Here is a 25,334-nt window from a genome sequence, read left to right as displayed (position 1 = left end):
AACCGGGGGCGAAGATTTCACTCGGCAGCTTCCGCGTAGCTTTCGAGCGGCGGGCAACTGCACATCAGGTTGCGGTCGCCATGGACATTGTCGATCCGGTTGACCGGCGGCCAATACTTGTCCGTGCGGAACGAGCCTGCCGGGAAGCATGCGGCCTCGCGGCTGTAGGGACGGTTCCATTCCCCGACGAGATCCTCGACGGTGTGGGGCGCGCGTTTCAGCGGATTGTTGTCGGCATCGAGCGTGCCGGCTGCAATCGCCTCCGCTTCGGCCGCGATGCCCAGCATGGCCGCGATGAAGCGGTCGAGTTCGGCCTTCGGCTCGCTTTCGGTGGGCTCCACCATCAACGTACCGGCGACCGGCCAGCTCATGGTCGGTGCGTGGAAGCCGCAGTCGACCAGGCGCTTGGCGATATCATCGACCGAAACGCCGGCCCGCTCCTTCAAAACCCGCGTATCGAGAATGCATTCATGCGCGACATGGCCGGCGGCCGAGCTGTAGAGGATCGGATAGGCCGGCGACAGCCGCCGGGCGATGTAGTTGGCGTTGAGGATCGCGGTCTTGGTGGCCTGGGTCAGCCCCTCGCCGCCCATCAACAGGCAATAGGCCCAGGAGATGAGCAGGACGGATGCCGAGCCGAAGGTGGCGGAGGAAACGGCGAAGTCGCCTTCGGCCGGATTGCCCGGCAGGTGCGGCACAAGATGGGCCTTGACGCCGATCGGCCCCATGCCAGGTCCGCCGCCGCCATGCGGGATCGCGAAGGTCTTGTGCAGGTTGAGATGACTGACGTCCCCGCCGATATCGCCGGGCCGTGCCAGGCCGACCATCGCGTTCATGTTCGCACCGTCGATATAGACCTGCCCGCCATGGGCATGGGTGATCGCGCAGATCTCGCGCACGGTGGTCTCGAAGACGCCGTGGGTCGAGGGATAGGTGATCATGCAGGCGGCGAGGTTTGCGGCATGGACCTCCGCCTTGGCGCGGAAATCCGCGACGTCGATGTTGCCGTCGGGCGCGACACCGACCACGACCACCTTCATACCGGCCATCTGTGCGGAGGCCGGATTGGTGCCATGCGCCGAGGTCGGGATCAGGCAGATGTCGCGGTGGCCTTCGCCGCGTGCCGCGTGGTAGCGGCGGATCGCCAGCAGGCCGGCATATTCGCCCTGCGCACCCGAATTAGGCTGCATGGAAAAGCCGTCGTAGCCGGTGATCTGGCACAGTTTCGCTTCGAGGTCGGTCAGCATCTCGGCATAGCCCTTCGCTTGGTCGGCGGGGGCAAAGGGATGCAGGTTGGCGAATTCCGGCCAGCTCAGCGCCATCATCTCGGCTGTGGCGTTGAGTTTCATCGTGCAGGAGCCGAGCGGGATCATCGCCCGGTCGAGCGCGAGGTCGCGGTCGGCGAGGCGGCGCATGTAGCGTGTCATCTCGGCTTCCGCACGGTTCATGTGGAAGACCGGATGGGTCATGAAACCGGACGTGCGCAGCAGTGCCTCGGGCAGGCGGTACTCGTGGGTCAGCACGTCGTCCGTCATGCCGCCGCCGAAGGCGCGCCAGATCGCCTCGGTGTGGCTGCGTCGCGTCGTTTCATCGAAGGCGATGCCGATGCGCGTCTCGCCGACCGCCCGCAGGTTGACGCCCTCGCGCAGCGCCGCGGCCAGGATGGCGTCGCGGCGTGGGCCGCATTCCACCGAGATCGTGTCAAAGAAGGTTTTCGGCTCGACGCTGAAGCCGAGCGTTTCCAAGCCTTTGACCAGCCGCACCATCTTGCGGTGTATGCGTTCGGCGACGGCGCGCAGGCCGTCTGGACCGTGGAAGACGCCGTACATCGAGGCCATGACGGCGAGAAGCGCCTGGGCGGTGCAGACATTCGACGTCGCCTTCTCGCGGCGGATGTGCTGCTCGCGCGTCTGCAGCGACAGGCGGTAGGCGCGGTTGCCGCGCGCGTCGATCGAGACGCCGACGATGCGGCCCGGCATGGAGCGGGTGAGGTTGGCGCGCACAGCCATATAGGCCGCATGCGGGCCGCCATAGCCCATCGGCACGCCGAAGCGCTGGGTCGCGCCGATGGCGATGTCGGCGCCCATCTCGCCCGGCGGCTTGAGCAGCGCCAGCGCCAACGGATCGGCGGCGACAACGGCGAGCGCTCCGGCCTGCTTCAGCGCGGCGATCGGCGCGGTGAAATCCTGCACATGGCCATAGGTGCCGGGATACTGGAACAACGCGCCGAAAACCGTCGACGGGTCGAGATCGGTGAAGGGATCGCCGACGATCACTTCCCAGCCGAGCGGTTCGGCGCGGGTCGCGACCACCGCGATGGTCTGCGGATGGCAATGGTGGTCGATGAAGAAGGCACGCGCCTTGGTGCGTGACGCGCGCTCGCACAGCGCCATCGCCTCGGCGGCGGCGGTGCCTTCGTCGAGCAGCGAGGCATTGGCGACGTCGAGCCCGGTGAGGTCGGCCATCATGGTCTGGTAGTTGAGCAGCGCTTCCAGCCGGCCCTGGCTGATCTCCGGCTGATAGGGGGTATAGGCGGTGTACCAGGCGGGGTTCTCGAAGATATTGCGCTGGATCGCGGGCGGCGTGACGGTGCCGTGGTAACCTTGTCCGATGAAACTGGCATTGGCCGTGTTCTTCGCGGCAACGGCGCGCAGGCGTTCCAACACGCCGCGCTCGGAAAGCGCCTTGCCCCAGGCGAGCGGGCGCGACTGGCGGATATCGGCGGGCACGATGGCATCGATGAAGGCATCGAGGCTTTCGGCCCCGACCGCTTCCAGCATCTCGGCCATTTCGCGCGGGGAGGGGCCGATATGGCGGCGGTTTGCGAAGTCGTAGGGTGCGTAGCCCGTTGGGATATAGCTCATGCCGTGTCTCCTCAACCAACCAGCGCCAGATAGGCCGCTTCGTCCATCAGCGCTGTTGCATCGTCCGGATTGGCAAGCCGGAGTTTGAAGAACCAGCCCTCGCCCTGCGGTGCCCGGTTGATCAGCGAGGGATCGGCAAGGATCTCCTCGTTGACGGCAACGATCTCGCCGGCCAGCGGGCAATAGACGTCGGACGCCGCCTTGACGGATTCCACGGTCGATGCGGCGCCTCCTTCTTCGAGCACGGCGCCGACATCGGGCAGGTCGACGAAGACGAGGTCGCCCAACTGCTCGGCGGCGTGCTGCGTGATGCCGACGGTCGCGACATCGCCCTCGATGGACAACCATTCGTGGTCTGCGGTGAATTTCAGCATGACAGGGCTCCTCAGCTGCGCTTGTAGCGCTGGGTGATGAAGGGAAGGGGCGAGATGAAAACGGGATGGCGTTTGCCGCGCACTTCGGCAAACAGCGCTGTATCGGCGGCAGAGAGACTGGCCGGAACGTAGCCCATCGCGACCGGTGCATTGACGGAGGGGCCGAAGCCGCCGGACGTTACCCGCCCGACCGGTTCGCCGCCGGCTTCATCGGCGAAGAGCACCGCGCCCTCGCGGATCGGCGCGCGACCTTCGGGCCGCAACCCGACCCTGCGCCGGGGCGCGCCCGTTTCCAGTTCCGCCAGGATGATGTCGGCGCCGGGAAAGCCACCGGCGCGTGCGCCGCCGCTGCGTCGGACCTTCTGGATCGCCCATTCGATGGCGCCCTGCGCCGGCGTGGTGGCGGTGTCGATGTCGTGGCCGTAGAGGCACAGCCCCGATTCAAGCCGCAGGCTGTCGCGCGCGCCGAGCCCGACAAGAAGGACCCGCGTGTCGGCCAGGAACGCCTCGGCGAGCGCCACGGCGCGGTCGGCAGGAACCGATATTTCGTAGCCGTCCTCGCCGGTATAGCCGGCGCGGGCCACGATGGCGGGCGATCCCAGCAGTACGACATCGGCCACTTCCATGAAGCGCATGTCCGCCACTTCAGGCGCCAGGGTCGAAAGCACGGCCTCGGCCTGCGGCCCCTGCAGTGCGATCAGGGCGCGATCGGTTAGTTCCTCTATGTCGCATTCGTCGCCGAGATGCGTCCGCAGATGGGCAATGTCCTCAGCCTTGCAGGCCGCGTTGACAACGAGGAACAGGTGATCGTCCCGGTTGGCGATCATCAGGTCATCGAGAATGCCGCCGTCTTGCGCGGTGAACAGCCCGTAACGCTGGCGTCCCGGCTTCAAGCCGAGCACGTCCACGGGCACCAGCCGTTCGAGCGCAAGCGCGGCATCCTCAAGCCTGCCCGACTTCGGGCGCAGGATGACCTGTCCCATATGGCTGACATCGAAAAGTCCGGCCGCGGCGCGGCAGTGCAGGTGCTCCTTCAACACGCCGTCCGGGAACTGGACCGGCATCTCGTATCCGGCGAACGGCACCATCTTGCCGCCATGGGCGATGTTGAAGGCGGTGAGCGGGGTTTGCCGCAGGTCGTCTGGCAAGGTCATGGAAAGACTCCGATAGAAAGCGGAAAGGGATTGGGGTGGCGTCAGGCCGGGCGGCGGGCGGCAAGCGCGACAACGCAGGCTTCCTTGACTGCCTCGCCCATGCCGGGATGCGCGTGTGACGTCCCGACAAGGTCGGTCAGGGTCGCACCGAGCCGGAGCGCCAGCACGAGCTCCTGCAAAAGTTCGCCGGCCCCGTGGCCAAGGATGTGCGCGCCGAGAACCCGGCCGGTTTCGGCACAGGCGATCACCTTCGCAAACCCGTCCGTCGCCCCAATGGCGCGGGCACGGCCGTTCGCCAGGAAGCTCGCCTTGCCGACGAGAACCGCACGCCCGGCGGCGCCTGCATCTTCTTCCGTCAGACCCACGCCCGCGATCTCGGGTGCGGTGTAGACCACGCCCGGCACGAGCCCGTAGTCCGGTGCGTCATGCGGCTTGCCGACAAGCGCGTCGATGCAGGCCGCAGCGTCCTCCTCCGCCTTGTGGGCGAGCATCGGTCCCGGAACCACGTCGCCGATAGCGAGAATGCCGGGAACGCTCGTGCGAAACTGTGCATCCACGGCGATAAAGCCCCTGGCATCACGCTGGACGCCCAACGCCTCCAGCCCGAGTCCGGCGGAGCGCGGCCGTCGGCCGATGGCCACCAGGACGGCATCGGCTTCCAGCGTTTCCCCATTGCCCGAAGCACGGCTTTCGATCTCGACGGCGGCCGTCTCGCCCGTACGAGTGACTGCCTTGACCGCGGTGTTCAGCTTGAAGCCGATGCCATGGCGGGCGAGAATTCGTTGCGCAGTCTTGGCGACTTCGCCGTCGATGCCGGGCAGGATGCGATCGAGATATTCGACTACCGTCACCTTGCTGCCAAGGCGTGACCAGATCTGGCCAAGTTCGAGGCCGATGACGCCGGCGCCAACCACGACCAGCCGCTCCGGCACCGCGTCGAGCGACAGGGCGCCAGTGGACGAGAGGACGCGTTTTTCGTCAAAGGCGATACCGGGCAGGGCGGTCGGCTCCGAACCAGTGGCGATCAGGATATGCCGGGCGGTGATCTCGCGTCCGTCCACAACCAACTGTCCCGGTGCGGTGATGGCCGCGCGCCCATTGATGAAGTCGACGCCCGCCTTCTTGAACAGGAAGGCTATGCCCTTGGTGAGGTCTGAAACCACCCGGTCCTTGCGGGCCATCATGCGCGTCAGGTCGAAGCGTGCGGCGTCCGTTTCGATGCCGTGATCGGCAAGCGTCTTCAACTCCGCCCAGTGTTCGGTGGACGACAGCAGCGCCTTCGATGGAATGCAGCCGACATTCAGGCAGGTGCCGCCGGCGGTGGCGCGCTCGTCGATGCAGGCCACCCGCAGGCCGGCCTGTGCGGCGCGCAGGGCGGCGACATAACCGCCGGGACCCGCGCCGATGACGACGAGGTCGAAATCAGACATTCGCCGTGCCTCCATAGATCGGGAAAGCACGGCAGAGCGCGGAAACCTTCTGATGCACGGCGTCCTCGACGGAGGCGTCCGGGCCGTTGCGCAGGTTGTCCAGCACGTCGCCGATCAGGTGGCCGATCTGCCGGAATTCATCCGGACCGAAACCGCGCGAGCAGCCGGCGGCCGTGCCGAGGCGAATGCCGGAGGTGACGGTCGGCTTTTCGGGATCGCCCGGCACGCCGTTCTTGTTGCAGGTGATGCCGGCACGCTCCAAGGCATCGGCGGCTTCGTTACCCTTCAGGCCGAGCGGTCGCAGATCCACCAGCATCAGATGATTGTCGGTTCCACCCGAGACGATTGCCGCACCGCGCTCGACAAGAACCTCGGCGAGCGCCTTGGCGCTGGCGACGACCCGGCCGGCATAGTCGGTGAAATCAGGTTGCAGCGCTTCCTCGAAAGCGACGGCCTTGGCGGCAATGACGTGCATGAGCGGGCCTCCCTGCAGGCCCGGAAAGACCGCCGCGTTGATCTTCTTGGCGATTGCCTCGTCATTGCTCAGGATGATGCCGCCGCGCGGGCCGCGCAGCGTCTTGTGCGTGGTCGAGGTCACGACATGGGCATGCGGCATGGGGCTCGGATGGTGGCCGGTGGCGACGAGGCCGGCAATATGGGCCATGTCGACCATCAGCAGCGCGCCGACACTGTCGGCGATGGCGCGGAAACGGGCGAAGTCGATGATCCGCGAATAGGCCGAGGCGCCGGCGATGATCAGCTTGGGGCGCTCGGCTTCCGCCAGCGCGGCGACCTGTTCATAGTCGATCAGTCCTTCCGGTGTCAGCCCGTAGGCGACGGCGTGGAACCATTTCCCTGAGAGGGCCGGGCGAGCGCCGTGGGTGAGATGGCCGCCGGCATCGAGCGACATGCCGAGAATGGTCTCACCCGGCTGCAGCAGGGCCAGCATCACCGCTCCGTTCGCCTGCGCGCCCGAATGCGGTTGCACGTTCGCGAAGTCAGCGCCGAAGAGCTGCTTGAGGCGGTCGATGGCAAGCTGTTCGACCACATCCACCTCGCCGCAGCCGCCGTAGTAGCGCTTGCCGGGATAACCTTCCGCGTATTTGTTGGTCAGCACGGAACCCTGGGCGGCCATCACCCGCAGGCTGGCGTGGTTTTCCGAGGCGATCAGCTCGATCTCACCCTCCTGGCGCCGCCCCTCGGCCTCGATGGCCGCCCAGAGGGCCGGGTCGAAAATGGAAAGTGGCGCTGTAGCGTCGGTCATGTCTTTCTCCTCCGAATAGCGACCGCCAGCGCAGGCCGGCCGATCTTTTGGCGGAGGATAACGAAGACCGATCATTGTTGAACTTCATAGTTCTTATGCTAGCATGAGGTTTGTTCATGATAGGATTGGCCGTGCGGAATATCCCGACAGACCTGATGCGCAGCTTTGTGAAGGCGATCGACGGGGGCAGTTTCACCCGTGCGGCGGAGATGGTCGGGCGCACGCAATCGGCTGTCAGCCTCCAAATCAAGCGGCTGGAGGAGGTTGTCGGCGTACGGCTGTTTCAGCGCGACGCGCATAATCTGCAACTCACCGCGCAGGGGCGCACTTTCGCGCAATATGCGCGTCGCATGCTGGCACTGAACGACGAGGTTCTCGCCTTGATGCAAAGCCCGGCGGTGTCGGGCCGGGTGCGGCTTGGCGCACCAAGCGAATATACCGATTCCCTGTTGCCGCACCTGCTGGGGCGTTTCGCGCAGGCGCACCCCCACGTCATGCTCGAAGTCACCAGCGATCTCAGCAAGAACCTGCTTTCCCGCCAGCAGAATGGTGAGTTCGATCTCGTCATCGCTCTGCACGATGATACGCCGGCCGGCGGGGGCAAACCCATCCACACCGAGCCGCTGATATGGTTCACCAGTGCGGATCACTTCGGGCATATGCAAAGCCCTCTGCCGCTGGTGCTGGCACCGCCGCCCTGTGTCTATCGCCGGCGCATGCTTCAGCAACTGAACCGGGAGGCAAAGCCGTGCCGGATCGCGTATCTGAGCTCTAGCCACAGCGCCGTGCTTGCGGCCGTCAGGGCCGGGCTCGGCGTCACCGCCATGGCTCAGAGCACGGTTCCCGATGATGTGCGGCCGCTGGGAATGGCGGACGGTCTTGCTCAGCTCGGACATCTCGACGTCCACCTGCACCGCCGGCCCACGGCCGAGTCGGAAGAGGCGATCGACTATCTGGAGACCTACATAGCGGAGCGCCTCGGTCAGGCCGGTGGGCTTGCGCCGGTTTCCGGGCAATACGCCGCCGGTTAATGGGCTGGCGTAGAGAAGAGGCCTTGAAGTGCCTTGAGGTCGCTGCGCAGACGACTATCAATATCCTCGTCGTCGCGGTTGTCGTCTGCAATGAACTGAAAGAACCGGATGTTCTGCAGTGAAAACAGACAGTCGGCGAGGGCATCGCTGTCCACTGTCTCCGGCACGAGGCGGCGGGCCTGGAAGTCGACGATCATCGACCGCATCAGGTCGACGAGAACGCGGTCCAGTTCGAGATAGGTTCGCCCGAAGTCGCTGCTGCCTTCCTGAATGCTCGCCGAAAGGACCTCGCGCCATGTCGACTTCGCCAGGTATCGCATGGCGTGGCGGCGCAGGATCTGGCCAAAAGTGGCGACGGCATCGATGAGGTCCGTCGGCTTTTGCGCGATCATGGTTTTCAACTGGCGGATCAGCAACTGGTCGCTTTCGCTGACCAGCGCGAGGAGAAGACCAGCCTTGCTGTCGAAATAGTTGTAGACGGTAACGGTGGAGACATCGGCATCCTTGGCGATCAGCTCGATCGTCGTCGGAGCGTAGCCATCCGTCTGGAAACGAGCCTTTGCGACTTCCAGGATGCGCTCGCGACGATTTGCCTTCTGCCGTTCTCTCAGTCCCATCAAGGCCATACCACCCGTTCGCCTCCCCTCCATGGCTTGTGCCTCCGATTTCGTTGATGCGCAACCAAAATTGGTGTTGACAAGATTTTTTAGTGACATAAACTTTTTATGCTCTAAAAATTAGGGGAACCAACCATGAGCATTTCCAGACGTTCTTTCTGCCTGCTGGCAACAGCGACGGTTTTGACGGGCCTCGGCCTGTCCACGCCGGCCTTTGCCGAAAATCTTAAAGTTGCAATCGTCCTGCCGGGGGTGAAGACGGACAAGTCGTTCAACCAGGCGGGTTACGAAGGGGTGGAGCACGCGGCCAAGGAGCTTGGCCTCGAATTCGCCTATAGCGAGAAGGTCGCCCAGCCGGACCAACCCGAAGCGCTGGCCGACTATGCGCGGCGCGGCTATTCCGTGGTCATCGGCCATGGCGGTGAATTCCAGGATTCGGTCGCAAAGGTCGCCTCCCGCTTTCCCGATACCAAGTTCGTCGTGGTGAACGGCACGGAACCGGGCGGCAATGTTGCCATCATGAGTTTCGATTTCCCCGCACTCGGCTATGTCATGGGCTATGTCGCGGGGAAGGTCTCCGAGACCGGCAAGGGCGGCTATATCGGTGCGCAGAAGCTGAAATTCTATGTCGATCTCGGCAATGGCTACACCAAGGGCTTCAAGGCCGCCCGCCCGGACGGCGAGGTGCTGACCGCCTGGACGAACGATTGGGACGATGTCGCCAAGGGCAAGGAAGCGGCCCTCAACGAGATCAGCCAGGGTGCAGACGTCATCTTCCCGTCCATGGACAATGCCGTGGTCGGCAGCCTCCAGGGCGTGAAGGAAAAGGGCAAGAAGGCCATCGGCATCTATTACGATGCCATTTCGGACTGGCCGGATACGGTTGTGCAATCCGCCATCTTCGACATGCGCGGTGCGCTCCTGACGACGTTGACCGAGGCGAAGGAAGGCCGGCTGGAAGGCAAGGCCTACATCTATGGCCTGGAAACGCCGAAGGCGACGCGTATCGGCACGTACCACGCCTCCGTTCCGGCCGCCGTGCAGGACGAAGCCGCCGCGATCATCGAGAAAATCAAGGCCGGCGAGATCGACGTCCACTAAGGCGTCGCGCTTCCGCGCGGGGAGGATATTCCTCCTCGCGCAACTCCCCACCCCTCGCAAGAATCCTGGATTGTGCCATGACCGCGCAAGGACTTCGGCTCGAAAAAATTACCAAGACCTTCGGTGATTTCAAGGCCCTCGACGGCGTCGACCTGACGATCGCACCGGCAAGCATTCACGCCATTCTCGGTGAGAACGGTGCCGGCAAGACGACATTGATGAACATTCTCTACGGGCTCTACCAGCCCGACGGGGGGCGCATTCTCCTGGACGGTGTACCCCAACGGATCGCGTCTCCACGTCGGGCAATGGATCTCGGGATCGGCATCATCCACCAGCACCTGATGCTCGTTGAAACGCTGACGGTCGTCGAGAATGTGGTGCTCGGCCTGCCGGGGCAGGGAATGCGGCTGTCCCTTGATGAGCACGCGCGCCGGCTTGCGACGCTTGCCGACAGCTTTGGCTTCGATGTCGATCCGCACCAGGAAGTGTGGAAGCTGCCGATGGGCATGCGCCAGCGGGTCGAAATCCTCAAGGTGCTTTATCGCGATGCCCGCCTCATTATCCTCGACGAGCCGACCAGCGTGCTGGCGCCCAATGAGGTGGAGGGCTTCCTCCAAGGCCTGCGCCGGCTTCGGGCGGCGGGCAAGACCGTCATTTTCATCAGCCACAAGCTGGACGAGGTGGCGGCGGTGGCTGATCGGGTTACCGTGCTGCGCCGCGGCGCCGTTTCCGCTGACCTTCCCATTGAAGGTGCAACGCCCCGCGAAATGGCGCGAATGATGGTCGGGCGGGACGTTGTTCTCACCACGCTCGAAAAGGCGTCGCTGAAATCCGATACGGTTCTCGTTCGTGCACGCGATCTCAAGGCGCGCGTCACCCGCGGCAACCAGGCGCTGAAAGGCGTCTCCTTCGATATCAGGGCAGGGGAAATCCTCGGCGTCGCCGGTGTCGATGGCAACGGCCAGGCCGAACTTGCCGAAGTCCTGACGGGCCTGCGCCCGGCGGAGGGCGGTTCAGTTGAACTGGCTGGGGAAGACATCACATGCACCGGCGTTTACGAGCGCCGTCACCGGCTCGGCATTTCCTTCGTGCCGGAGGACCGTCACGGCACGGGTCTCGTGCTCGATTTCCCGGTCTACCAGAACGCCATGATCCGTGACTTCCGGGAGAGTTCGTTTTCTTCCGGCCCGATGCTCAGGACGGCGAATGCGAAAGCGGTGACCGAGGACTGGGTCCGACGCTACGACGTGCGCCTGCAATCGGTGGATCAGCCGATCCGTTTCCTGTCGGGCGGCAACCAGCAGAAGCTGATCTTTGCCCGCGAGGTCGAGTGCCGGCCGCGGCTGCTGGTCATCATGCAGCCCTGCAAGGGCCTTGATGTCGGCGCCATCGAGGCCGTTCACCGCACCGTTCTCGCCGAGCGCGAGCGCGGCACGGCGATCCTCTACATCTCCACGGAGCTGGAGCACATCCTGAGCGTCTGCGATCGCGTGGCCGTCATGTGCGCGGGGCGGATCACCGGCATCATTTCCCCTGAAGAGGCGACGGCCGAACGTGTCGGCGCTCTCCTCGGCGGGCTTGCAGAGGCGGAGGTGGCATGATGCTGCGAGCCATCCAGTATATCTATGTGTTGCGCCCGGTCTGGGCTGTGCTGGCCGCGCTCCTCGTGGGCGCAGGGCTCATCGCCGTTGCCGGGGTCAATCCGTGGGACGCCTATGGCGCCCTCTTCGGCGGCGCCTTCCTCGACTATTACGGCCTTGCCAGCACCCTGGCAAAAATGTCGCCGATCCTGCTGGCCGGACTGGCGGTCATCGTGCCCCTCCGCGTCGGCCTGCTCAATATCGGCGCGGAAGGGCAAATCTATATGGGCGGGCTCTTCTCGTCGATGGCGGCCCTGCTGCTGCCGGAGATGTCACCCTACCTGCAGGTGCCGCTATGCGTTCTCGCCGGCGCCGTCGGTGGCGGTTTCTGGGGGATGATCCCGGGCTACCTGAAGGCCTATCGCGGCGTCAACGAAGTCATCATCACCATTCTCCTCAACTTCATCGCCATCAATCTGGTGAGCTATGTCGCCGGCGGGCCGATGATGCAGGAGGGCGCGCCCTATCCCTATTCGGAGGAAATCCGCGAAGGGCTCTGGCTGCCCTACATCATGCCGCAGACCGATGCGCATCTCGGCGTTCTGGCCGGTATCGTCCTCTGCCTTGCCGCGTGGTTCGTCTTCCGTTTCACCACGGTCGGCTTTGGTCTGGGCATGATCGGCAAGAACCCGACGGCCGCCACCTATGCCGGCATCCGCGTCCGGCGCAACGTTGTGGCGGTGATGTTCGTCGCCGGTGCGATCGGCGGACTTGCCGGCACCTTCGAGGTGCTGGGCCTCAAGCATCGCCTCTACCATCTCTTCTCCCCGGGTTATGGTTTTGACGGCATCGTCGTCGCCTTCCTGGCGCAACTGTCGCCGCTGATGGCGCCGATCGCCGCGTTCTTCCTCAGTGGGCTGAAGGTCGGTGGCCTCATCATGCAGCGCGCGGTGGGACTGGAAAGCACCGTCGTCGAGGCGATTCAGGGTCTCGTCATCATCTTCGTCGCCGTCAGCCTCGCCTTCCGGTTCGATCGGGGCAACTGGCGCCGCTTCCTGGAACGGCGCAGGCTGCTGGATGCCGGCCTCGCCCAGGGCGTAACGAACAATTCCGGAGGCACGTCATGAGTTTGCTGGGTGATATGTCGGCCTGGGTGGATTTTTTCTCCACCGTCCTCAGACTGTCCATTCCCATCGTTTTCGCCGCGCTCGGCGGCGTGCTTTCGGAGCGGGCGGGCGTGTTCAATGTCTCGCTGGAGGGCTGCATTCTTGGCGGCGCCTTTGGCGCGGCGACGGGGGCCTATCTTACGGGAACGCCGGTCGGCGGCCTCCTTGTCGGGCTCTTGGCCGCGGCCGCCATCGGCTGCATCCTTGCCGGCCTTGCGGTCAGTCTCGGCATCAACCAGCTCGTGACGGGCATCGCGATCAATATCCTGGTGCTGGGGCTGACATCCTATCTGGCGCGCCTCATCCTCGGGGCGGATGCCACCTCGACCCTGCCGGGCTTCTCGCCGATGGCGATCCCCGTGCTTTCGTCCATTCCGGTCATCGGGCCAGTGCTGTTCAATCAGGATCCGTTGGCCTACCTGATGTATCTCGCCGTGCCGCTGTCCTTCTGGTTCCTCTATCGCACGCCCTGGGGGCTCATCGTGCGTGCCATCGGCGATTACCCGATTGCGGCTGATACGGTTGGCGTCAGCGTTCCGGCAGTTCGCGCACTCTGCGTCATCGCAAGCTGCATGCTCGGCGGGCTCGGCGGCTGCTATCTCGTGCTTTGCCAGGTGTTCGTCTTCACCGAGAACATGAGCGCGGGCAAGGGCTGGATCGCGCTTGCCGCCGTCATCCTCGGGCGCTGGAACCCGGCGCTCGTCTTTGCCGCCTGCATCTTCTTTGCCTTTTCGGAAGCCCTGCAACTGCGCCTGCAGTTCAACAATCCGGATGTGCCCTACCAGCTCTTCTCGATGGTGCCGTTCCTGGCCTCCTTCGTCGCGCTCGTCGTCTTCGCCGGTCGTGTGCGCCCGCCGGGAGCCATCGGCATCAAATATGTTCGGGGCGGAAAATAAGCGCCCCCTTCGTCTTCACCCAACAGAAATGGAATGACCATGAGCAGCAATTCGTATGAGACCGGTCGTCTGAACCTGCCGTTTGTCGGCATCTGCACCTTCGGCAAATATCCCTACCAACCGGATTGGGACGCCATCGATGCGGATGTGGCGATCCTCGGCGCGCCGTTCGACTGTGGCACGCAATGGCGCGCCGGCACCCGCTTCGGGCCGCGCTCGATCCGCGAAGCCTCGACGCTATTCTCCTTCGGCCATGGCGGTGCCTATGATCATGAGGATGACGTCACCTATCTGCCGAGCGGCGCCGTCTCCATCGTCGATATCGGCGATGCCGACATCGTCCATACCGACACGATGAAGAGCCACGCCAATATCGAGTTCGGCGTGCGCAAGATTCTCGAGGCCGGCGCGCTGCCGGTGGTGCTCGGCGGTGACCACTCCATCAACATCCCCTGCGTCAACGCCTTTGCCGAGGACTGCGCCAAGAACGGCCCGATCCATATCGTGCAGATCGACGCCCATCTCGACTTCGTCGACGAGCGTCATGGCGTGCGCTACGGCCACGGCAACCCGATGCGCCGTGCGGCGGAAAAGTCCTATGTCAGTGGCCTGTCGCAGCTCGGCATCCGCAATGTCTCCTCGACGGCGAAGGAAGGCTATGAGGATGCCCGCAGAATGGGCTCCGACATTCTTTCCGTCCGCCAGATCCGGGCGCTTGGCACGGACGCCGTGGTGGACCGCATCCCGGCCGGTGCGCGCTACTACGTGACGATCGACATCGACGGCTTCGATCCGTCGATTGCGCCGGGCACCGGCACGCCGTCGCATGGCGGCTTCATCTATTACGAGGTGCTGGAGATCCTGGCAGCACTGGCCAAACGCGGCGACATCGTCGGCATCGACCTGGTCGAGGTCGCGCCGGATTACGACCACACCGGCGGCACCGCCATTCTGGCCGCGCAGGTTCTCATGAACCTCATCGGCCGCATCATGCACGCAAGGAAAGGCTGAACCATGGGACGACTTCACTACGATTTTTCCGGCGAGCACGTGCTCGTCACGGGGGCAAGCCGCGGCATCGGCCGGGCGGTGGCGGAAGGTTTTGCCGCCGCAGGCGCCGAGGTAACGATCCTTTCCTCCGGTTCAGGCATCCATGATACAGCGCTGGAAATGTCTGCCCGTTACGGCCGCACGATCGCGTCGATCGAATGCGACATCACCGACAGCGCCGCGGTGAAGGCCGCGCTTGCGCCGCTCGGCCGCATCGACGTGCTCGTCAACAATGCGGGGCTGGAGCGCATCACGCCGCTGCTCGATCCCGATGCCGCAATCGAAGACACGTTCCGCCGCATCACCGACATCAACACCAACGGCACGTTCTATGTGACGCGCAATGCCGTGCCGCATATGGGGGAGGGCGGGCGCATCATCGTCACGGCCTCGATCTGGAGCCGTGTCGCGGTGCCGGAATTTTCTGCATACATCACCTCCAAGCACGCCAATCTCGGTTTTACCCGCGTCATGGCCAAAGAGCTCGGCCCTAAGGGTATCCGCGTCAACGCCGTCTGCCCTGGCTGGGTGCGCACGGAGGCGGCCATGTTGTCGCTGAAGAACATGTCGTTGCGCACGGGCCGCAGCGAAGAGGACCTGCTGGCCGAAATTGTCGGCGCGCAGGTTCTGCCCGGCTTGCTGGAGCCGGAAGACCTCGCCGCTCCCTATCTCTTCCTGGCCTCCGATGGGGCAAAGGACATGACCGGCCAGGGGCTTATGCTCGACCGCGGCGAGGTGATGGCATGAGCCGGCGCGTTCTCGTTACAGGTGCCTATCGCGGCATCGGCGCGGCTTGCGCCCTCGCATTTGCCGGAACCGGTGCGCGCGTCGCGCTCGCCGATATTCGCAAGCCCGATGAAACCGCCGCCGCGGCAACAAAGGCAGGGGCGATAGAAACACTGGCGCTTGCCTGCGACGTCTCCGATGAAGGCGCCGTCCTTGCGGTCGGCGACGCGGTGAAGCAAGCGTTCGGCGGTCTGGATGTGGTCGTGCATTGCGCCGGCGTCATTCACGAAGCGCCTCTGCTGGAAACCCCGGTCGCCGATTTCGACCGGGTGATCGGCATCAACCTGCGCGGAAGTTTCCTCGTCGGCAAGATGGCGATCGGGCTGATGGACGGCACTCCGGATGCGCCGGCACGGGTGATCATGATCGCCTCGGACATGGCTTACTACGGCCGCGAGACCTTCTCCCCCTATGTCGCGTCCAAGCACGGGGTGCTCGGTCTGGTTCGCTCCTGGGCAAAGGAATTCGCGCCGCGCATCCTGGTCAACGCCATCTGCCCCGGTCCCATCGATACCGAAATGCTCGGTGCGGCCAACATGAGCCCCGAATGGCGTGCCAGGGAACTTGCCATCCCGCTCGCCCGCTTCGGCAAGCCGGAGGAGATTGGCGAACTGGCGCTGTTCCTTGCCGGGTCCGGCGGTCGCTACTTCACCGGCCAAGGCGTCGGCAGCAATGGCGGGAGCATCATGCCATGATCAAGAACCCCATTCCCTGGCCGAAAGGCGCGAAATGCGCCGCCTGCATCACCTTCGACATGGATGCGGACAGCCTCATCCATATCGCCCATCCCGAGGATGGCCATAGCCGCGTTGCTGGGATCTCCATGCTGCAATACGGGCCGAAGGTGGCGATCCCGCGCATCGTGGAAAGCTACCGCCAGCTCGGCATCAACCAGACCTTCTTCGTGCCGGCTTGGTGCATAGAGCAGTATCCTCAAGCGATTGAGGCCATTCTGGAAGGCGGCCACGAGCTTGCCCACCACGGCTATCTGCACGAGCATCCGCGCGAGCTTTCGGATGAGGACGAGGCCTATTGGCTGGACCGCAGCATCGCCGTGATCGTCAAGGCGAGCGGCAAGCGTCCGCGCGGCTGGCGGGCGCCACTCTACAACTTCTCGCACCGATCGGCCGACCTGCTCGTCTCGCGCGGCTTCGAATACGACGCTTCGCTGATGGGGGACGATATTCCCTATCTCCTGGAATGCGAAGCCGGCCGTCTTGTGGAGCTGCCCTCGCATTGGGGCCTCGACGACTGGCCGCAATATGTCCAGTCGATGGACCTCGACTACATGATGCCGATCCGCGCGCCCGAGCAGGGTTTTGCCGCCTTCGCGCAGGAATTCGAGGCCGCCTACCGGCACGGCGCGCTCTGGGTGCCGGTCGTTCATCCCTTCGCTACCGGCCGCCTTGCGCGCTGGGAGGTGGTGCACCGGTTCCTCGAGCAGGTTCGCGAACGAGGTGATGTCTGGTTCGCGCCGATGGAGGAGATCGCCGCGCATGTGCGCACGGTCGTCGACACGGGATTGTGGTCACCGAGGATCGATCGGCTGCCCTACTACACGGAGCCCGTCCGGGTTCGGTGACAGCTGGAACGTCGGGCGCTCGAAAGGGAGGATTTGCTGCGCTGCATCGGTTAAGCAGTCGTAAACCGGGACAACAAGGTGGGCAGTGAAACGGCTGCCTGCCTTGTTGCGCAGTTGCCTCTTTCCATAAGGACTGTCAGCGCAGCTTGCGCACGCTCCTGGCGATGGCTGCCGCCAGGGTTTCGGCGGCCCGCGAGGGTTTGTTGCGCGGGTAGGCGATGTGGAACATGTCTTCGAAGGTCATGCGCTCGGGCGCGAGGATTCGCAGGCGACCGTTGCGTACCCATTCGTCGGCATAGTGATCGGGCAGGAAGCCGATATAGGCGCCGGAAAGCAGGAGAAGCAGCGTGCCTTCCATATGCGGCGTCGCCGCAGCCCAGTTGAAATTCACGCCGCAGATCGTCTCGTTCAGCATGTAGGTGCGGCCGGCGAAGGACTGGGCTTCCAGAAGCGCGTCGGTGAGATCCGCGTCGGGACGGTCGAAGAGCGGATGACCCTCGGCGCAGTAGAGTTTCTGCACCTCGGAAAAGACGGGATGGCTGCGGAAATTCGGCATGACGCTGCCGACCGAGGGCATGAGCGCGATCTGGTAGGCACCATTCAAGAGACCCTGATGCAGGACTTGTGGTGCCGCGACATCGATTTCGAGATGCACGCGCGGCGCCTCCGCGTGAAAAGCGGCGAGCGCGCCGGGAAGATTGAGGTCACGGTTGCTGATCATCGCATCGACCGTGCCGAAACTGAGATTGCCGGAAAGCTCACCCTGCGCCTCGCCGATGCGGCTCTGGAATTTTTCCAATGAGCCGAAGAGCTCGAGCGCCGCGTCGTAGACGAGCCGCCCTTCCTCCGTCAGCTGGAAACCGCTGCGCCCGCGGGTGCACAGGCGCAAGCCGATACGCTCCTCTAGATGCCGCATGTGGGTGGAGATGGTCGCCTGTGTCATGCCGAGCGCCGATTGCGCAGCGGTAAAGCCGCCATGTTGCACCACCGAGGCGAAGACACGCAGCAGCCTAAGCTCGGCGTCGCCAAGTGACAGATTGAGGACGCGTTGCCGAACCTTGTTGATCATTCATTGAATAATTCACAAGTAAACATGAAATCATAGATGCTTTTAAATGTTTCTGCCTTTGGCACACTCCTCCTACCTTTGGAGGAGGGCACATGAGCAGCAATTCGTATGAGACCGGTCGTCTGAACCTGCCGTTTGTCGGCATCTGCACCTTCGGCAAATATCCCTACCAGCCGGATTGGGACGCCATCGACGCGGATGTGGCGATCCTCGGCGCGCCGTTCGACTGCGGCACGCAATGGCGCGCCGGCACCCGCTTCGGGCCGCGCTCGATCCGCGAGGCCTCGACGCTGTTCTCCTTCGGCCATGGCGGTGCCTATGATCACGAGGATGACGTCACCTATATGCCGAGCGGCGCCGTCTCCATCGTCGATATCGGTGACGCCGACATCGTCCACACCGACACGATGAAGAGCCATGCGAACATCGAGTTCGGCGTGCGCAAGATCCTCGAGGCCGGTGCGCTGCCGGTGGTGCTCGGCGGCGACCACTCCATCAACATCCCCTGCGTCAACGCCTTTGCCGAAGACTGCGCCAAGAACGGCCCTATCCATATCGTGCAGATCGACGCCCATCTCGACTTCGTCGACGAGCGCCATGGCGTGCGTTACGGCCATGGCAACCCGATGCGGCGTGCGGCGGAAAAGTCCTATGTCAGCGGCCTGTCGCAGCTCGGCATCCGCAACGTCTCCTCGACGGCGAAGGAAGGTTATGAGGATGCCCGCAGGATGGGCTCGGACATTCTCTCCGTCCGCCAGATCCGGGCGCTGGGCACGGACGGTGTGGTGGACCGCATCCCGGCCGGTGCGCGCTACTACGTCACCATCGATATCGATGGCTTCGATCCGTCGATTGCGCCGGGCACCGGCACGCCGTCGCATGGCGGCTTCATCTATTACGAGGTGCTGGAGATCCTGGCGGCACTTGCCAAACGCGGCGACATCGTCGGCATCGACCTGGTCGAGGTCGCGCCGGATTACGACCACACAGGCGGCACCGCCATTCTGGCCGCGCAGGTTCTCATGAACCTCATCGGCCGCATCATGCACGCAAAAGCCGAAAAGCGCTGATCGAAGCCCCCCCGAGGAGGGCCGGCACGCCTATAGCGGCCGGCGAGGAGGAAATATGATGGACTCAACAGTCCGCAATTATCTGGATCAATACGGCGTCAGCGATGCGACGCGGCGGTTTCTCGACAAATCGCAAAAGATGTTCATCGGCGGTGCCTGGGTCGAGAGCAGCAACGGCGCAACCTTCGACATTTTCGAACCGTCCACCGGCGGCCTGATCACGCACGGCCCGTCGGGCACGACGGATGATCTCGACCGCGCCGTCGCTGCCGCGCGCCAACAGTTCGACGGCGGCGAATGGCGTCGCCTGAAGCCGCTCGAACGTGAGCGGATGCTGCACCGGCTTGCCGATCTCATCGAAACCCATGCCGACGAACTGGCGGAGATCGAAGCCATCGACATGGGCAAGTCGGTGACCTTCGCGCGCGAGATTGATATCCAGGGCACGATCGATACCTTCCGCTACTTTGCGGGCTGGCCGACCAAGCTTCACGGCCGCACCGTCGAGCCGTCCATTCCCGGCAACTATCTCGCCTATACGCGCAAGGAACCACTTGGCGTCGTTGCCGCCATCGTTCCGTGGAATTTCCCGCTGCAGACCATGGCCTGGAAGGTCGCTGCGGCGCTCGCCGTCGGTTGCACGGTCGTTGTCAAACCCGCGGAGCTGACGTCGCTCTCCACCCTGCGCTTTGCAGAACTGGTGCAGGAAGCCGGCATTCCCGATGGCGTCGTCAACATCGTCACCGGCAAGGGCAGCGTCATCGGCGCGGCCATGTCCACTCATCCGGGCATCAACAAGGTCACCTTCACCGGTTCGACCCCCGTTGGGCAGGAGGTTGGACGCGCAGCCGTCGGCAATCTCAAGCATGTGACGCTGGAACTCGGCGGCAAGTCGCCGGTGCTGGTGCTCGACGATGCCGATCTGGCAAGTGCCGCGCGGGCGGTGGCAAACGGCGTGTTCTTCAATTCCGGCCAGGTCTGCGATGCCGGCACCCGCGTCTACATCCAGCGGTCGGTGCATGATGCCTTCCTCGACGAGCTGATTGCCGTCACGCGCACACTGCAGATGGCGCCCGGCCTCGACCGTGATTGCTACATCGGCCCCATGGTTTCGGCGCAGCAGAAGAAGGCCGTCGCCGGCTATATCGAGCTTGGACTTCGCGAGGGCGCAAAGCTTGTTCATGGCGGGGGCAGCCCGGAAGGACCGGGCCATTTCATCGAACCCGCGATCTTCGCCCATTGCAAGCCGGACATGCGGATCGTGCGCGAGGAAATCTTCGGGCCGGTGCTGGTGACGAGCCCCTTCGATACGCTGGAAGAAGCGGTTTCGCTGGCGAACGACACGCCCTTCGGCCTGGCCACCGCGATCTATTCGAACGATCTCGCCCGCGTGCACACGCTGATCCCGCAACTGCATGCGGGCTCCGTCTACGTCAATGCGCACAGCACCATCGACCCGTCCATGCCCTTTGGCGGTTTTAAGGATTCGGGCCTCGGCAAGGACCTCGGCCCGGAGCAGCTCGACTATCTGATGGAAACCAAGGCGGTGTGGATCACGCTGCCATAGACCTTGCCGGCCGCCGCCCATGGGTGGCCGCTTCACGATCACGGGCGGCTGATGGGGCCGCCTTCATCGCGGACAGACGCCTCAAGGCGCGGCGCGAAAGGGGAACGACAATGGACAACGATATTGCCTGGCAGAACGAACTGGCGCGCCGCGCCCGCATCTACGAGGACATCGAGGCGGGCCACCGCTTCGAAGGCAAGATGACCGCCATCGACTATGCTGGCATGGCGGCGTTGACGCTGCTGCTGGTCGTCGCCTTCTGGATCTGGGGGGCATGAGATGACTGATCACGTCACCCATGGCGGTTTTGCCGCCGCCGAAACCGAACGGGCGGAAGCCGAGCGCAACCGCGCTGCCGCCGAACGCGGCGATGCGCCACTCCTGCCATCCGAGCGGCTCTGGGGTTTCTGGGAATTCACGTACGCCAATTCCGCGCTCGCCATCGCCACCTGGGCCTTCCTGATCGGCGGCTCGGTCGGCCTGTTCGTTGGGCCGAAGGAAGGCATCGCCGCCATCATCATCGGCAATATCGTCGGCGTCATGCTGACGGCGCTCGCCACCACGCCGATTTCCGGCCGCTATGGCATCGAGCAGTTCATCGCCCTGCGCAGCCAGTTCGGCTATAACGGCAGCCGCGTCGTCTATGTGCTCGCCGTGGTCGTCCTCACCATGGGCTGGCTTGCCGTGCTTGCCATGATGTTCGGCCGCTCGATCGACGGGCTTACGGCGCTGAGTGCCGGCGAGGCGGCCAATCCGACCGGCATCAAGATGATCATCGCCGCCGTCGGCGCCATCCTCGTCACCTGGTTCATCGTCGCCAAGGGGCCGACCTCGATCAAGTTCTTCAACATGATCGTCTCGCCCGCATTGGTGATCCTGATGATCGTGATGCTCTACCTCATCCTTCAGCACCGCTCCTTCTCCGAGCTGCTGGCGATGCCGGCACTTGCCCCGCCTTTCGAGGACAATACGCTCAACTTCATCATTGCCGTCGAAGTGAACCTTGCCGCAGGCTTCTCCTGGTGGCCCTATATCGGCAACCTTGCCCGCCTCACCAAGAAAGAGCGTACTGCCTTCTGGCCCAATATCGTCGGCATCTTCGGCGCCGCTGCGCTCGGCGAAATCGTCGGCCTGCTCGCTGCTGTCGCGCTCGGCGACAGCGACCCGACGATCTGGATGACCAAGATCGCCGGTCCCGTCATCGGTATCATCGCGCTGCTCTTCGTCGCCTTCGCCAACATGACCTCGATGGCGAACATTCTCTACACCTCCATCGTCGGCCTGCGGCAGGTGGGAACGGCGTCCATCCGCGCCATTTCCTGGGGCGCGATCCTTTTCCTCTTCTGCGTCATCCCGCTCGGTCTCGTGGTCTTCTATCCGCAGATGTATGACGGGTTCTTCATCTTCCTCGTCTGGACCTCGGCGCTCAATTCCGCGCTCGCCGGCATCGGCATCGCCGATTACTTCTTCCTGCGTCGCCAGAAACTCGACGTGCGCAGCCTGCACGCCCCGCAGGAAAACGGTCCCTACCGGTTCTGGGGCGGCTTCAACCCGATCGGCCTCTTCGCGCTTGCCGTCGGCTTCGGGGTCTATGTGCTCGTCTTCAATCCGCAGACGCTCGCAAGCCTGCCGATCTTCAAATACCTGACCGCCTCCGTACCTTCCTGCCTTGCAGCCGGCACGGTCCATTATGTCCTGACCCGGCTCTTCGCCCGCGGGCGCGGCTGGGGCCTCTACCCGTAACCTTTGGATGACCGCCATGACCGAGACCTACGACTACATCATCATCGGTGCCGGATCGGCCGGCTGCGTGCTTGCCAACCGTCTTTCGGAAGATCCGGCCACCAAGGTCCTGGTCCTCGAATATGGCGGCAGCGACAAGTCGATCTTCATCCAGATGCCGACGGCGCTGTCCATTCCGATGAACGGCACCAAATACAACTGGAAATACATGACCTTGCCGGAGCCTGGTCTCGGCGGGCGCCAGGTCCATTGCCCGCGCGGCAAGGTCATCGGCGGCTCCTCGTCGATCAACGGGCTTGTCTACATGCGCGGCCATGCCAGTGACTTCGACGAGTGGGAGGCGTTGGGCGCGCGCGGCTGGCGCTATGCCAATTGTCTGCCCTATTTCCAGCGCGCCGAAAGCTGGCAGGACGGGGGCGACGCGTATCGCGGCGCTTCCGGCCCGCTTGCCACCAATGCCGGCAACAAGATGAAGAACCCGCTCTACAAGGCTTTCGTCGATGCCGGCCACGAGGCGGGCTACATCACGACGGAAGACCCGAACGGCCATATGCAGGAAGGCTTCGGCCCCATGCACATGACCGTCAAGGACGGCGTGCGCTGGTCGACGGCGAACGCCTATCTGAAGCCGGCGATGAGCCGGCCGAACCTCACCGTCATCACCCATGCCATGACGCGGCGCGTGATCCTCGATGGCAAACGGGCCGTCGGTGCCGAATACGAACTCGGTGGCGGCCAGCGCATCGTGGCGAAGGCCACGGGCGAGGTGCTGATCTCGTCCGGTCCGATCGGCTCCCCGCATTTGCTGCAGCGTTCCGGCATCGGCCCGGCCGCCCTTCTACAGAAGGCGGGTGTCGCGGTGCTGCACGACCTGCCGGGCGTCGGCGAGAACCTGCAGGACCATTCGGAAGTCTATATTCAATATGCCTGTAAGGAGCCGATTACGCTGAACGGCAAGATGGGGCTCTTGAGCAAGGCAATGATCGGCGCGGAATGGCTGCTGTTCAAGAAAGGTCTTTCGGTCTCCAATCATTTCGAGAGCGGCGGCTTCATCCGCTCCGACGCGTCATTGCAATGGCCGGATATCCAGTTCCACTTCCTGCCCGCCGCGATGCGCTATGACGGCAAGAAGCCGCTCGATGGTCACGGCTTCATGGTGCTGACCGGGCCGAACAAGCCGAAGAGTCGCGGTTACGTGCGCCTGCGCTCACCGGAAGCGCACGAGCAGCCGGACATCCTCATCAACTACCTTGACCGTGAAGAGGACCGCGAGGGTTTCCGCCGCTGCCTGCGGCTCACCCGGGAGATCATTGCCCAGCCAGCCTTCGACCGTTTCCGTGGCGAGGAGATTGCGCCGGGCAAGGATGTGCGCAGCAATGACGAGATCGACGCCTGGGTGCGCGAAACCATGGAGAGCACCTACCATCCCTGCGGCTCCTGCCGCATGGGTGAGGATGCCATGGCCGTCGTCGACAGTGATCTCAAGGTGCGGGGCGTCGAAGGGCTTCGGGTCATCGACAGCTCCGTCTTCCCCGCCGAGCCAAACGCGAACCTCAATGCGCCGACCATCATGCTCGCCGAACGCGCTTCGGATATTGTCCGCGGCAAGCCGCTGCTCGCGGCCTCCAATGCGGCGGTCGGCATCGCGTCCGGTATCGGCGTCACCCAGCGAAGCGGCACGCCGCTGCGCACTCTGCAACATTGAGGCCATGCCGCAAACACTCCGAGCGCGGTTGCGGCGTTGGCGTCGATTTTAGCGGGCCATTCTGGCGATCACCGCATCCAGCGAAAACAGTCCCGGTCCGCGTGCCGCGATGAACAGCAGGCAGGCGGCCCAGGTGCCGTGCGTCGGCCAGGCGTCGGGATAGACGAAAATCTCGATCACCAGCGTCATTCCCAGAAGCGCCAGCGCGGAGAAGCGGGTGGCAAGGCCGATGACCAGCAGGATCGGAAAAAAGTGCTCGGCGAAGGCGGCGAGATGCGCGGCGAGCCAGGGATCGATGAGCGGCAGCTTGTATTCGTTCTCGAACAGATAGAGCGCGTTGTCGGAGAGCATCCAACCCTCGACCTTCGTCTGTCCGGATTGCCAGAAGACGGCGGCGATGGAGAGGCGCGCCACGAGCGCGATGAGATCGTTCGGGATACGATCGAGGGTCTGGACCACCTGCTCGAAGAACCGCTTCGGCAAGGGGCCTGCAAGATCAGGCATGGTCTCGGTCTTCATCAGTGTTCTCCTGGCTGAAGGTGGTGAAGGCTCCGCTGCGGAGCAGCGTTGCAAGGTTCGTCGTGACATCGAAGCGCGCATCCGCCCGGATGGCAGCCTCTGCGGCTCCGGCAAGCACTGTGCCGGCGGCAAGCTGGCGGAAGAAGGTTGCACCGCCCGGTGCAAGCGGGACGACCTCGACGATCATGGCTGGGCGTGCGATCAGCGCGTCCTCGCCGTGCCAGCCTTCGATGATGGCAAGCGGCTGGTGACCGGAATTCATCGCCCAGATCGTCACCATCGGATGGAAGGACGAGAGGATCGACAGGGACGGGTGCGGCGCGAAGACGAGCGAGCCAAGCCGGGCCGGCGCGACGGCGGCAAGCGCCTGCGGATCGATCGATGTCACGTCCGCCGCGTGATAGGCCTTTCCACGGGCGACCTCCAGGCGCATTACGTCCGGTAGATAGGCCAGTTCGGCTGCCGGTTCGAAATCGGCGATGAAATCGGGAAAGTCGTCGCCATAGGCGAGAAGCAAGGGGGAGTGCGGCGGGTGGAGCCGAATGAAGGCTTGCGCCATCGCGCCAAAGAATTCTGGACCGACAATGGTTTCCGTCGCCGGAAAGCGGGAGGCGAGGGCGCCGGTGAGGCTGGAGGAAACATTGTTGCGGTAGACCCCGTAGCGTCGCTCCGGCACGGCGGCATTCCAAGCCGTCAACCCGGCGGGCGGCGGGGTCATATCGAAGAGGCCGACGGCGAAGGCGTTCTGCGTGGCGGCGGACAT

Annotated in this window: 23 protein-coding genes; 14 read left to right on the top strand and 9 right to left on the bottom strand. The window is 64.1% G+C overall.

The genetic code is table 11. From position 1 onward, the window contains the following. Positions 1–17: 17 nt before the first annotated feature. From gcvP to glyA, 5 genes are read right to left on the bottom strand one after another with little or no spacing between them, the layout of a single operon-like run. Positions 18–2,864 carry an aminomethyl-transferring glycine dehydrogenase gene (gene gcvP, locus GR138_RS10155; protein WP_160858957.1) on the bottom strand — a complete coding sequence of 949 codons (2,847 nt, stop codon included), beginning with the start codon at positions 2,862–2,864 and terminating at the stop codon, positions 18–20. Positions 2,865–2,875: 11 nt separating this feature from the next. Continuing rightward, a complete protein-coding gene (gene gcvH, locus GR138_RS10150) occupies positions 2,876–3,238 on the bottom strand; it encodes a glycine cleavage system protein GcvH (protein ID WP_160858955.1) in 363 nt (120 codons plus the stop codon). Between the two features lie 11 nt (positions 3,239–3,249). Further along, positions 3,250–4,392 carry a glycine cleavage system aminomethyltransferase GcvT gene (gcvT, locus tag GR138_RS10145; protein WP_160858953.1) on the bottom strand — a complete coding sequence of 381 codons (1,143 nt, stop codon included), beginning with the start codon at positions 4,390–4,392 and terminating at the stop codon, positions 3,250–3,252. Positions 4,393–4,433: 41 nt separating this feature from the next. Further along, complete coding sequence (gene lpdA, locus GR138_RS10140) at positions 4,434–5,822, bottom strand: dihydrolipoyl dehydrogenase (protein ID WP_160858951.1); 1,389 nt, start codon at positions 5,820–5,822, stop codon at positions 4,434–4,436. Next, positions 5,815–7,086, bottom strand: a complete 1,272-nt coding sequence (glyA, locus tag GR138_RS10135; protein ID WP_160858949.1) for a serine hydroxymethyltransferase — start codon at positions 7,084–7,086, stop codon at positions 5,815–5,817. Before glyA ends, lpdA begins: the two co-directional genes overlap by 8 nt. Positions 7,087–7,202: 116 nt before the next feature. Between glyA and GR138_RS10130 the strand changes: the two genes are divergently transcribed. After that, a complete protein-coding gene (locus GR138_RS10130) occupies positions 7,203–8,117 on the top strand; it encodes a LysR substrate-binding domain-containing protein (RefSeq protein WP_202402587.1) in 915 nt (304 codons plus the stop codon). Here the strand turns inward: GR138_RS10130 and GR138_RS10125 are convergent. Beyond that, complete coding sequence (locus GR138_RS10125) at positions 8,114–8,734, bottom strand: TetR/AcrR family transcriptional regulator (protein ID WP_246200381.1); 621 nt, start codon at positions 8,732–8,734, stop codon at positions 8,114–8,116. The two genes, GR138_RS10130 and GR138_RS10125, sit on opposite strands and share 4 nt — an antisense overlap. A 135-nt stretch (positions 8,735–8,869) precedes the next feature. On the opposite strand from GR138_RS10125, the gene GR138_RS10120 reads away from it, so the two are divergent. The 8 genes from GR138_RS10120 to GR138_RS10085 all read left to right on the top strand — a co-directional run bounded on the left by GR138_RS10120 (position 8,870) and on the right by GR138_RS10085 (position 16,898). Next, complete coding sequence (locus GR138_RS10120) at positions 8,870–9,835, top strand: BMP family protein (RefSeq protein ID WP_160858945.1); 966 nt, start codon at positions 8,870–8,872, stop codon at positions 9,833–9,835. Positions 9,836–9,912: 77 nt separating this feature from the next. Further along, positions 9,913–11,439 (top strand): ABC transporter ATP-binding protein, encoded by a 1,527-nt coding sequence (locus GR138_RS10115; protein WP_160858943.1) that lies wholly within the window; start codon positions 9,913–9,915, stop codon positions 11,437–11,439. Next, a complete protein-coding gene (locus GR138_RS10110) occupies positions 11,436–12,545 on the top strand; it encodes an ABC transporter permease (protein ID WP_202402586.1) in 1,110 nt (369 codons plus the stop codon). Before GR138_RS10115 ends, GR138_RS10110 begins: the two co-directional genes overlap by 4 nt. After that, positions 12,542–13,480, top strand: a complete 939-nt coding sequence (locus GR138_RS10105; RefSeq protein WP_202402585.1) for an ABC transporter permease — start codon at positions 12,542–12,544, stop codon at positions 13,478–13,480. The genes GR138_RS10110 and GR138_RS10105 overlap by 4 nt, the downstream gene beginning before the upstream one ends. Positions 13,481–13,519: 39 nt before the next feature. After that, on the top strand, positions 13,520–14,491 hold the full coding sequence (gene speB, locus GR138_RS10100) for an agmatinase (protein ID WP_160858941.1): 972 nt from the start codon (positions 13,520–13,522) through the stop codon (positions 14,489–14,491). 3 nt (positions 14,492–14,494) lie between these two features. Further along, the gene (locus GR138_RS10095) at positions 14,495–15,277 is read left to right on the top strand and encodes an SDR family NAD(P)-dependent oxidoreductase (protein ID WP_160858939.1); all 783 of its coding nucleotides are present in this window, start codon (positions 14,495–14,497) and stop codon (positions 15,275–15,277) included. Beyond that, positions 15,274–16,011 carry an SDR family NAD(P)-dependent oxidoreductase gene (locus GR138_RS10090; protein WP_160858937.1) on the top strand — a complete coding sequence of 246 codons (738 nt, stop codon included), beginning with the start codon at positions 15,274–15,276 and terminating at the stop codon, positions 16,009–16,011. The genes GR138_RS10095 and GR138_RS10090 overlap by 4 nt, the downstream gene beginning before the upstream one ends. Then, complete coding sequence (locus GR138_RS10085; protein WP_160858935.1) at positions 16,008–16,898, top strand: polysaccharide deacetylase family protein; 891 nt, start codon at positions 16,008–16,010, stop codon at positions 16,896–16,898. The genes GR138_RS10090 and GR138_RS10085 overlap by 4 nt, the downstream gene beginning before the upstream one ends. A 136-nt stretch (positions 16,899–17,034) precedes the next feature. Here the strand turns inward: GR138_RS10085 and GR138_RS10080 are convergent, their stop codons facing one another. Continuing rightward, on the bottom strand, positions 17,035–17,967 hold the full coding sequence (locus tag GR138_RS10080) for a LysR family transcriptional regulator (protein WP_160858933.1): 933 nt from the start codon (positions 17,965–17,967) through the stop codon (positions 17,035–17,037). A gap of 92 nt (positions 17,968–18,059) precedes the next feature. Here GR138_RS10080 and speB (GR138_RS10075) point away from each other — a divergent pair, with 92 nt between their 5' ends. From speB (GR138_RS10075) to betA, 5 genes are all read left to right on the top strand, one after another. Beyond that, a complete protein-coding gene (gene speB, locus GR138_RS10075; RefSeq protein WP_160858931.1) occupies positions 18,060–19,037 on the top strand; it encodes an agmatinase in 978 nt (325 codons plus the stop codon). 58 nt (positions 19,038–19,095) lie between these two features. Continuing rightward, entirely contained in the window at positions 19,096–20,604 is a 1,509-nt protein-coding gene (locus tag GR138_RS10070) for an aldehyde dehydrogenase family protein (RefSeq protein ID WP_160858929.1), read from the top strand. 110 nt (positions 20,605–20,714) lie between these two features. Continuing rightward, entirely contained in the window at positions 20,715–20,882 is a 168-nt protein-coding gene (locus GR138_RS30230; protein WP_202402584.1) for a hypothetical protein, read from the top strand. Between the two features lies 1 nt (position 20,883). Continuing rightward, entirely contained in the window at positions 20,884–22,347 is a 1,464-nt protein-coding gene (locus tag GR138_RS10065) for a cytosine permease (protein ID WP_160858927.1), read from the top strand. Between the two features lie 16 nt (positions 22,348–22,363). Then, positions 22,364–24,052 (top strand): choline dehydrogenase, encoded by a 1,689-nt coding sequence (betA, locus tag GR138_RS10060; RefSeq protein WP_160858926.1) that lies wholly within the window; start codon positions 22,364–22,366, stop codon positions 24,050–24,052. A gap of 48 nt (positions 24,053–24,100) precedes the next feature. Here the strand turns inward: betA and GR138_RS10055 are convergent, their stop codons facing one another. After that, positions 24,101–24,556, bottom strand: a complete 456-nt coding sequence (locus GR138_RS10055; protein WP_246200379.1) for a DoxX family protein — start codon at positions 24,554–24,556, stop codon at positions 24,101–24,103. Next, positions 24,549–25,334: an HvfC/BufC N-terminal domain-containing protein gene (locus GR138_RS10050; RefSeq protein WP_160858922.1), complete on the bottom strand. Its 786-nt coding sequence runs from the start codon at positions 25,332–25,334 to the stop codon at positions 24,549–24,551. Before GR138_RS10050 ends, GR138_RS10055 begins: the two co-directional genes overlap by 8 nt.

The sequence above is a fragment of the Shinella kummerowiae genome, from assembly GCF_009827055.1.
Classification (GTDB): Bacteria; Pseudomonadota; Alphaproteobacteria; order Rhizobiales; family Rhizobiaceae; genus Shinella; species Shinella kummerowiae.
This window is presented reverse-complemented; position numbering and strand designations above follow the sequence as displayed.